We start from the raw sequence: 9,504 nt of genomic DNA, 5'->3' as shown, positions 1-9,504 counted from the left end.
GAGTGTATCAGGACGATAAGCTGGAGTTTGAATTTGGCTCTCCCAATCGGGTTTCAGACGAGAAAGAAAAAATAATCAAACAACCGACTATTGAAATTGTTTCCGAAGTTTTCGATCCGAAGAAAATCAAAATTGCCCAACGTGAAGCCCTCATGTGGGGAACCGACCAAGGCGCTGCTATCGCTTTCGGAAATGTCATGCACGAAATTTTGTCGTTTGTCAAAACGGCAGATGATATTGATTTGGCCGCAGCAATGGCAATTGAAAACGGCTTGATAACAGTGTCTCAAAAAGCTGAAGTTATTGCAACACTTTCTGCTGTTGTTTCCATTGCTGAATTGGTCGATTTTTTTGCATCCGATAAAAAAGTTTTCAATGAACAGGCAATTCTTATTCCTAACGGCGCCACTTTAAAACCGGACCGGGTTGTGGTTCATGAAAAGGAAGCGTATCTGCTGGATTACAAAACCGGAAGTCATCAGAAGAAATACGAACAGCAATTGCTAAGCTATGAATCGGCTTTGACAAGCATCGGTTTATCGGTTAAGAAAAAAGCCTTAGTATATATAGGAGAAACTATAGAAGTAGTACCTTTGTAAGCATTCAGATAAAATATAAACCAACACACAATATAATGTACGGAAGTATTAAACAACATCTACAAAAGGAATTAAAAGCAATCGAAGAAAATGGATTGTATAAAAAAGAACGCATCATCACTTCACCACAAGGTGCGGAAATAACAGTAAACGGCGAAACGGTTTTGAATTTTTGTGCGAACAATTATTTAGGATTATCGTCTCATCCGGAAGTGGTTCAGGCAGCAAAAGATGCATTGGATACACACGGGTTCGGAATGTCATCGGTACGATTCATTTGCGGAACTCAGGATATTCACAAAACCTTAGAACAAAAAATCGCTGATTTCTACGGAACGGAAGACACCATTTTATATGCAGCAGCTTTCGATGCCAACGGCGGAGTTTTTGAACCCTTGTTAGGTGAAGAAGACTGTATTATTTCCGATAGTTTGAACCACGCTTCCATTATTGATGGTGTGCGTTTGTGTAAAGCGGCTCGTTACAGATACGAGAATAACAACATGGCCGATTTGGAAGCACAATTAATCAAAGCCACCGAAGCAGGTCATCGTTTTAAATTAATCGTAACCGATGGAGTGTTCTCTATGGACGGTTTGGTAGCGCCTTTAGATAAAATCTGTGATTTAGCGGATAAGTATGATGCGATGGTGATGGTAGACGAATGCCATGCTGCTGGTTTCATCGGAGCAACCGGAAAAGGTACTCTGGAAGCCAAAGGCGTAATGGGTCGTGTGGATATCATCACCGGAACTTTAGGGAAAGCTTTAGGTGGCGCTATGGGCGGATATACAACGGCTAAAAAAGAAGTAATTGAAATTCTGCGTCAGCGTTCCCGTCCGTATTTGTTTTCAAATTCTTTGGCGCCTGCGATTGTTGGAGCGTCTATTAAAGTTTTCGAATTGTTGGAAAAAGACACTTCGTTGCGTGATAAATTAGAATGGAATACCAATTATTTTAAAGAAGGAATGAAAGCGGCAGGATTTGATATCATCGATGGTGATTCAGCTATCGTTCCAGTGATGCTTTATGACGCAAAATTGTCGCAGACTATGGCTGATGAGTTGCTAAAAGAAGGAATTTATGTAATCGGATTCTTCTATCCTGTGGTGCCAAAAGACAAAGCGAGAATTCGTGTACAGCTTTCTGCAGGTCATTCAAAAGAACACTTGGATAAGGCAATTGCTTCATTTACAAAGGTTGGTAGGCAATTGAATGTAATTTAAATTGCGTTTTTTTTAGTAAGAAAAAGCGATTTTTTTAACGAAATCCTTTGTAGTTAACAAAGAACCTATTATTTTTGTCTCAATTATAACGTATTGTAATTAAATAAAAAAAGTATGAAACATCTAAACAGATTATTTGTTGCTGCTCTTATGTTTGCAGGATTAAGCTCTCAAGCACAGGATAGTAACAATCCATGGGCTATCTCATTTGGTGCTAACGCAGTGGATGGTGGTAGAGTGAGTGCTGCTTCTCCGGTAGAAGATCAGTTTTCTCAGTATTTCAATGCAGAGGATTATTGGAACGTTGTTCCTTCTGTATCTTACATTAATGTGTCAAGATATGTTGGGAGTGGTTTTTCATTTGGAGTTACAGGGTCGGTAAACAAAATTGATAAATTTGTTTGGGAAAGACCAACAGTTCCGGGAGATTATATCGTTACAAATCCTGGTGATTTAATGTATTATGGAGTTGATGGGGTTATCAAATATAGCTTCATGGATATGTTAAAATCAAAATGGTTAGACCCTTCTGCACACGTTGGTGGAGGTTACACTTTCTTAGGTGATGCTTCTGCAGGAACGGTTAACGGAGGTTTAGGTTTAACGTTCTGGTTTACAGAGCAAGTTGGTTTGTCTTTACAATCTACTTACAAACACTCATTTGATGAGACAAGAATTCCAGACCAAGACGTAGCTTCACACTTGCAGCATTTTGCGGGTATTACTTTCAAATTCGGAGGTAAAGATACAGATGGTGACGGTATCTATGATAAAGATGATGCTTGTCCAGAAGTTGCTGGTTTAAAAGAATTCCAAGGATGTCCTGATACTGATGCTGACGGAATCGCTGATAAAGACGATGCTTGTCCTGAAGTAGCTGGTCCAAAAGAATTCAACGGATGTCCTGATACAGACGGAGACGGAATCATCGACAACGACGATGCTTGTCCTGAAGTAGCTGGTCCTGCTGCAATGCAAGGTTGTCCTGATACTGACGGTGACGGTGTTGCTGACAAAGATGACAAATGTGTTGACGTGAAAGGTCCAAAAGAAAACGCTGGTTGTCCTTGGCCTGATACTGACGGAGACGGTGTTGCTGATAAAGATGACAAATGTCCTGAAGTAAAAGGAACTGTTGCTAACAACGGATGTCCTGAGGTTTCTGAAGACGCTATTAAGAGATTAAATGACTACGCTAAGACTATCTTATTCAACTCTGGTAAATCTTCGTTCCAAAAACAAACTTACCCAGTGTTACAGTCTATCGTGGCTATCTTGAAAGAGTACCCATCTTCAAACTTCCACATCGAAGGTCACACAGATTCTGACGGTAAAGACGCTATGAACTTGAAATTATCTCAAGACAGAGCTGCAGCTGTTAAAAACTACTTAGTTGAGAACGGTGTTGCTGCTGACAGATTAACTTCTGAAGGTTACGGTGAGGCTAAACCAATTGCATCTAACAAAACTGCAAAAGGAAAAGCGCAAAACAGACGTGTTGAAGTTAAATTAGTAAAATAATTTACCAAACATAAGTATAGAAAACGCTCCGAATATCGGAGCGTTTTTTTTATTTTTATACTTATGATACAACCAACGTTTCTCGACAAGCTGAGTTATGAAGTGCTTCAGCACAACGCCAATCATCTTTCAGATATTACCATAGTACTTCCTAATAAAAGAGCTAGGGTTTTTTTATTGGAATCGTTTAAAAAGCAACTGTCAGCTACCGCTTTTTCCCCAACAATTATAAGTATTGAAGATTTTATTCAAGAAGTTTCCGGTATCCGAACCTGCGATACTATCGAATTGTTATTTGAATTCTATCAGGTGTATTGCGAATTGACACCCAAGGAGAAACAGGAAGATTTTGAAAGTTTTGCCAATTGGGCAAAAACATTACTGCAGGATTTCAATGAAATAGACCGTTATCTCGACAATCCGGATTCTTTATTTGTGTATTTGAAAGACATCGAAGTTTTAAAACGATGGAATTTAGAGCCTGAGGATACAACTAAGTTGGTAAATAACTATTTAGAATTTTGGAGTAATTTGCCAAAATATTATGAGGCGCTGTATCATTCTTTAAAAAGTAAAGGAATCGGTTATCAAGGATTGATTTATAAAGAAGCCATTGACAACCTGATTCATTATTCCGAAAATCTGGGCAATCGTAAATTGATATTTGCCGGTTTTAACGCTTTGAATCGTGCGGAAGAGAAAATTATTCAGCATCTTATGGTTGAAGGTCAAGCCAAAATTTATTGGGATATCGATCAGGTGTTTTTACAAGATACGTTTCATGATGCCGGCCTTTTCATTCGACGTTTCAAAAAAGAATGGAAACCGTATACGTCACAGCCTTTTGAGTGGATTGTTAACGAATTTGGTAATAGTAAAAAGATTGTAATCATCGGAACTCCTAAAACTGTCGGTCAAGCCAAAATTGCCGGTAAATTAGTAGAAGAAATTCAAGAGCGTGGAAACTCTTTAGATAAAACCGCTGTTGTTTTGGGAGAGGAAAATGTGCTTTTACCCTTGTTGTATTCGTTGCCCAACACTGTAGATGCGTTGAACATTACCATGGGTTTTAGCAGCAAAAACAATCCGGCGCAAATTTTAATTTCAAAACTTTTCAGATTGCATATCAATGCCTTACAGCGCAGTGAAACTTCTTATACGTTTTACTACAAAGAGGTTTTGGATATCTTGAACAATCCATTGGTGGAACCGTACAGCAATGCTAAAAAAGTAGTTAAACAAATAGGCGAATACAATCTTACTTTTTTCTCGCAAACCCGATTAAGTAGTATGGATGCTGAGGTAACCGATTTTTTCCATCAGTTATTCGACCGTTGGGAAGCGGATGTGTTGCAAGTTTTACAGCGATTGTCGCAAATTCTGCGTACCATCAAAGGATTTTTAGGAAATGATTCCGAAGAAGAAAAAGTAACCAAAGCCTTTGTCTATTCTATTTATAAAACGATCAACAAACTGATTAATTATCAGGAAAAATACGAGCAAATCAATTCTTTACAGGTTTTGCACAGCATGTATAAACAAGTTGTGGATTTAGCCGAAGTGTCTTTTGAAGGCGAACCGTTGTCCGGATTGCAAATTATGGGTGTTTTGGAAAGTCGTGTCTTGGATTTCGAAAACGTCATCATCACCTCCATGAACGAAGGTGTTTTTCCGGCTGGGAAATCGGCTAGTACATTTATTCCATATGATGTGAAACGCGAATTGGGTTTACCTACTTATAAAGAAAAAGATGCGATTTATGCTTATCATTTCTACCATTTGCTGCAAAGAGCCAAGAATGTTTATTTGCTCTACAACACCGAATCGGAAGGTTTGGATGCCGGAGAAAAAAGCCGATTCATTACCCAATTGGAAATCGAAAAACAGCCCAATCACGAGTTGAGTCATCAGATTTACAATGCGTATTTGCCAGACAAAGCCTATGAACCAATTGTGGTGGCAAAATCGGAACGCGTTCAGGAACGTTTAAAGGAAATTGCAACCGATAAAGGCTTTTCGCCCTCTGCTTTAACAACCTACATTCGCAATCCGATACAGTTTTACAACCAGCGAATTCTCCGTATTTCGGAAGTCGAGGAGGTGGAAGAGAACATTGCGTTAAATACACTCGGAACCATCATTCATGGTGCTTTGGAAGAATTGTACAAACCCTATCTGAATGCCTTTTTGACTGTGGAAATCTTACAGCAGATGTTGCTTTTGGCTAATGAGGAAGTCGAAAAACAGTTCCGATTGGTGTATAAAGAAGGCGAGATTAAGAAAGGGAAAAATCTTTTAGCCTTTGAAGTAGCCAAAAGAAATGTATTCAATTTTCTGAATGCCGAGAAAAAACAAATTGAAGACGGTAACACAGTCAAAGTACTGCAACTCGAAGCGAAATTAAGTTGCGAAATCGAAGACGAGCGCCTGCCTTATCCTGTGAAAATAGCCGGAAACGTTGACCGAATTGAACTTCGCAATGATAGAATCCGAATCATCGACTATAAAACTGGTAAAGTGGAATTGAGAAACGTTCAGCTAAAAACATGGGAAGGCTTGACAACTGATATTAAGAATGACAAAATTATTCAGTTGTTGTGTTATGCACTGATGTATCAATCTGAAGCGAATGATACTTCGATTGAAGCCGGAATCATTTCATTTAAAAACATGAAAGCCGGGTTTATGCCTTTTGGTGTGAAAGAAGAAAAAGTTTCCGATACATTTATTACTGCAGAAATGCTCCAGTCTTTTACAGATGAAATTGTGATGTTGATTGCCGAAATTTTAAATCCGGAAGTTTCGTTTGAAGAGCGTTTGATTTGATGAGGAAGTTTTTAAACATATTTGAATTTTATAAATCAACCTTGCCAGTCAATTTAATGATTTCTTTGCTCCCGCTTCTTTATGGTGGGATTGACGCTTTTTCTGCTGTTTTCACAACCTTTGGTTTTGTCAGTAGTATTGTTGTAAAAGAAATAAATCATAAAGACACCTATTTGTTTTATTATAACAACGGCTTGTCAAAATTAAGGCTGTGGATATGTGCCGCACTAATTAACTTGATGGTAACGGTTTTATGCCTTGCGATTTATATTTTTCTTATTAGATAAATTATGAAACATCTTTTGGAAGTCGATAGTGTTCAGAAGCATTTCAACAATAAATTGGTAGTTTCAGATGTTTTTCTGAAATGTGAAACGGGTGATATTATCGGATTACTTGGAAGAAATGGTTCTGGAAAATCAACCCTTTTAAAAATCATCTTTGGGATTGTTTCTGCCGATTATAAGTTTGTTCGAATTGATGGAAAACTAAAAAGAACCACTTCGGAATTGCTCAAAGAAATAAGTTATTTACCTCAGGATAATTTCATTCCGAAACAGTTTTCGGTTAAAAAAGCTATTCAGTTGTCGATAGCGAAATCCAAATTTGATGATTTTTGTAGCGATTCGATGATTCAGTCGATACTAGATAAAAAAATTAGGCATTTATCTGGAGGCGAATTGCGTTATCTTGAAATAAAATTGATACTGTCGAATGAATCCAAATTTGTGCTGCTTGATGAGCCTTATAATGGTTTGTCTCCCATTATGGCAGAAAAAGTGAATGATTTGCTAAAGGAAAATGCAAAAGAGAAAGGAGTGATTATAACCGATCACAATTATCGAAACGTCATTTCGGTTTCTGCCAAACTGATTTTGATGGTTTCCGGAAAGACACATCATCTTAAAGATAAAAATGACTTAATTGATAAAGGATATCTTTGGGAAGAGATGCTTTAAGTGGTTTTAAAAAAATCGAGTAATACTTTCCCCAATCGGTCTTGGTTTTCAATATGACTCATATGACCGTCCGGAAAAGAAATCAGTTGAATGGCTGTACCGTCAATTTGTTCAAGATTGTCCTGAAACGGTAAAACCGGATCTTTTTTGCCAAGAATCAGTAAGATTGGATACGGAGCAAAATGCAAAATCACTTCGCGGTCTTTTCGGATTTTCATGCCTTCTAAAGCTGCAACTATACCTTGAAGCGGCGTTTTTAATGCTTCCTGTTTTACGGATTCAATTTCTAGGGTAAGTTTTTCGCGGTTGTCTTCACTAAACAAATTCGCGATCGACATGCTGATAAACGTTGCGTAATTCTGTTTTACGGCTTTTATAGCACGGTCGCGGTTGAGTTTACGTTCGTCACTATCGGCACGGGAAGTTGAATTTAGAAGTACAATTCCTTTCACATTATCCGGATACAACTCTGCAAAAGCCAGAGCGACATAACCACCCATGGAATGCCCAACAAAAAGGGCTTTTCGAATACGCAATTCCTGTAAAACCGCCTGAACACTGTCGGCCATATCTTCCATCGTATGGATGTAGCCTAAACATCCTGTTTGACCATGCCCCAACAAATCGATGGTGATAACGCGGTATTTTTTGGACAAATCGTCGAGGTAGAAATTCCACATAGTCGAATTCTCCAAAAACCCATGAAGTAGTACAATAGCGGTTCCTTTTCCGGTTTCGGAATACGCGATTTTGGTGTTTTTAAAGAGGATGAATTTAGTCACAGTAGAGTCACGGTTTTCAGCGTCAAAAATACTGTTTACTTCGGAAGAATTAAATTTTATTTTAAAAAAGAAGCGGCTCACAACATTGTAAACCGCTTTAGGTGTAAACTAAGACTGAAGTCTATGAGTTCATTAAACTTTCAATTTCCTCAGCTTCAATCGGGATGTTGCGCATTAGGTTGAACGGTTCTCCACTTTGCTGGATTACCACATCATCCTCTAAACGGATACCGAAACCTTCCGCCGGAATGTAAATTCCCGGTTCCACCGTAAAGACCATATTTGCCTGCATTGGTTCGTACAATAAACCATAATCGTGCGTGTCTAAACCTAAATGATGCGACGTTCCGTGCATGAAATATTTTTTATAAGCTGGCCAATCTGGATTTTCGTTTTGAACATCAGCTTTGTCTAGTAATCCTAAACCTAATAATTCGGAAGTCATTACTTTTCCAACTTCTACATGATATTGCTTCCATAAAGTTCCCGGAACTAACATTTTGGTTGCTTCGTTCTTCACACGTAAAACGGCATCGTAAACAGCACGTTGTCTTTCGGTATAACGTCTAGAAACTGGAATGGTTCGGGTTAAATCACTGGAATAATTGGCGTATTCGGCACCTACATCCAATAAAATTAAATCGCCGGCTTTACATTGCTGGTTGTTTTCGATGTAATGCAGCACGTTCGCATTGTTTCCGGAAGCAATAATCGGTGTATACGCAAATCCTTTGGAACGATTTCTTAAGAATTCATGTGCCAATTCCGCTTCGATTTCGTATTCCATAACATTCGGTTTTACGAACGAAAGTAAACGACGAATACCTTTTTCGGTGATGTTACACGCATTTTGAATCAAGTCGATTTCTTCACTTTCTTTAATCGAACGCAAACGCTGTAAAATCGGGTTGGATTTTTCTACTTTGTGCGCCGGGTAATTTTCCTTCCACCATTTGATAAAACGAGCCTCACGTGTTTCGGTTTCGATAGCCGCGCGGTAATGTTCGTTGGTGTTGATGTACATTGTGTCGGCGTACGCCATGATTTCTTTCAGGGTTTTGTGGAAATCTTGTAGCCAAATCACGGTTTTAATACCAGAAACTTCAAAAGCTCTTTCTTTGGTTAGTTTTTCGCCTTCCCAAACGGCAATATGTTCGTTGGTTTCTCTTAAAAATAAAATTTCTTTTAAATGTTCGTAAGGCGCGTCAGGGAATAATAATAAGATACTTTCTTCCTGATCCACACCCGATAAATAAAAGATGTCACGGTGCTGAGCAAACGGTAAAGTACTGTCGGCTGACACCGGATAAATATCGTTAGAGTTGAAAACAGCCACACTGTTCGGCTTCATTTGTGCCGTGAATTTGCGTCGGTTTTTGATGAACAAATCACGGTCTATCTGATGGTATTTCATACTGAAATGGTTTTGAAAAAATTATAAGATTCCAAATTTAACAACTTTGAGGGCAATAGCTGTTAAACAAGCTTTAAAATTTAAATTTCTTCGATTTTTTAACTCGTTTTTAAATTCAATCTAAATTAGCTATAAACATTTGCGAGTACCACGAAATACGCTTATTTTTGTTTGATT

Annotated in this window: 6 protein-coding genes and 1 pseudogene; 5 read left to right on the top strand and 2 right to left on the bottom strand. The window is 38.3% G+C overall.

All coding sequences use genetic code 11. The features are described from left to right. The 5 genes and pseudogenes from RUH60_RS06695 to RUH60_RS06675 form a co-directional block, all read left to right on the top strand. Positions 1-599: pseudogene (locus RUH60_RS06695) on the top strand (ATP-dependent helicase); the annotation flags it as partial. 35 nt (positions 600-634) lie between these two features. Then, on the top strand, positions 635-1,825 hold the full coding sequence (kbl, locus tag RUH60_RS06690; RefSeq protein ID WP_313806668.1) for a glycine C-acetyltransferase: 1,191 nt from the start codon (positions 635-637) through the stop codon (positions 1,823-1,825). Between the two features lie 114 nt (positions 1,826-1,939). Continuing rightward, positions 1,940-3,346 (top strand): OmpA family protein, encoded by a 1,407-nt coding sequence (locus tag RUH60_RS06685; protein ID WP_313806666.1) that lies wholly within the window; start codon positions 1,940-1,942, stop codon positions 3,344-3,346. Between the two features lie 63 nt (positions 3,347-3,409). Continuing rightward, positions 3,410-6,172, top strand: a complete 2,763-nt coding sequence (locus RUH60_RS06680) for a PD-(D/E)XK nuclease family protein (RefSeq protein ID WP_313806664.1) — start codon at positions 3,410-3,412, stop codon at positions 6,170-6,172. Between the two features lie 290 nt (positions 6,173-6,462). Next, positions 6,463-7,131 carry an ATP-binding cassette domain-containing protein gene (locus RUH60_RS06675; RefSeq protein WP_313806662.1) on the top strand — a complete coding sequence of 223 codons (669 nt, stop codon included), beginning with the start codon at positions 6,463-6,465 and terminating at the stop codon, positions 7,129-7,131. Here the strand turns inward: RUH60_RS06675 and RUH60_RS06670 are convergent. Both RUH60_RS06670 and RUH60_RS06665 read right to left on the bottom strand, forming a co-directional pair. After that, entirely contained in the window at positions 7,128-7,913 is a 786-nt protein-coding gene (locus RUH60_RS06670; RefSeq protein ID WP_313806672.1) for an alpha/beta hydrolase, read from the bottom strand. The two genes, RUH60_RS06675 and RUH60_RS06670, sit on opposite strands and share 4 nt — an antisense overlap. Positions 7,914-8,034: 121 nt before the next feature. Next, positions 8,035-9,327 carry an aminopeptidase P family protein gene (locus RUH60_RS06665; protein ID WP_313806660.1) on the bottom strand — a complete coding sequence of 431 codons (1,293 nt, stop codon included), beginning with the start codon at positions 9,325-9,327 and terminating at the stop codon, positions 8,035-8,037. Between the last annotated feature and the right edge of the window lie 177 nt (positions 9,328-9,504).

Source organism: Flavobacterium sp., from assembly GCF_032153895.1.
Lineage (GTDB): Bacteria > Bacteroidota > Bacteroidia > Flavobacteriales > Flavobacteriaceae > Flavobacterium.
This window is presented reverse-complemented; position numbering and strand designations above follow the sequence as displayed.

What these genes read in the sequence shown, in the direction of transcription:
- kbl (WP_313806668.1), top strand. Translation starts at nt 635, where the DNA reads ATGTACGGAAGTATTAAACAACATCTACAAAAGGAATTAAAAGCAATC.
- RUH60_RS06685 (WP_313806666.1), top strand. Translation starts at nt 1,940, where the DNA reads ATGAAACATCTAAACAGATTATTTGTTGCTGCTCTTATGTTTGCAGGA.
- RUH60_RS06680 (WP_313806664.1), top strand. Translation starts at nt 3,410, where the DNA reads ATGATACAACCAACGTTTCTCGACAAGCTGAGTTATGAAGTGCTTCAG.
- RUH60_RS06675 (WP_313806662.1), top strand. Translation starts at nt 6,463, where the DNA reads ATGAAACATCTTTTGGAAGTCGATAGTGTTCAGAAGCATTTCAACAAT.
- RUH60_RS06665 (WP_313806660.1), bottom strand. Translation starts at nt 9,327, where the DNA reads ATGAAATACCATCAGATAGACCGTGATTTGTTCATCAAAAACCGACGC.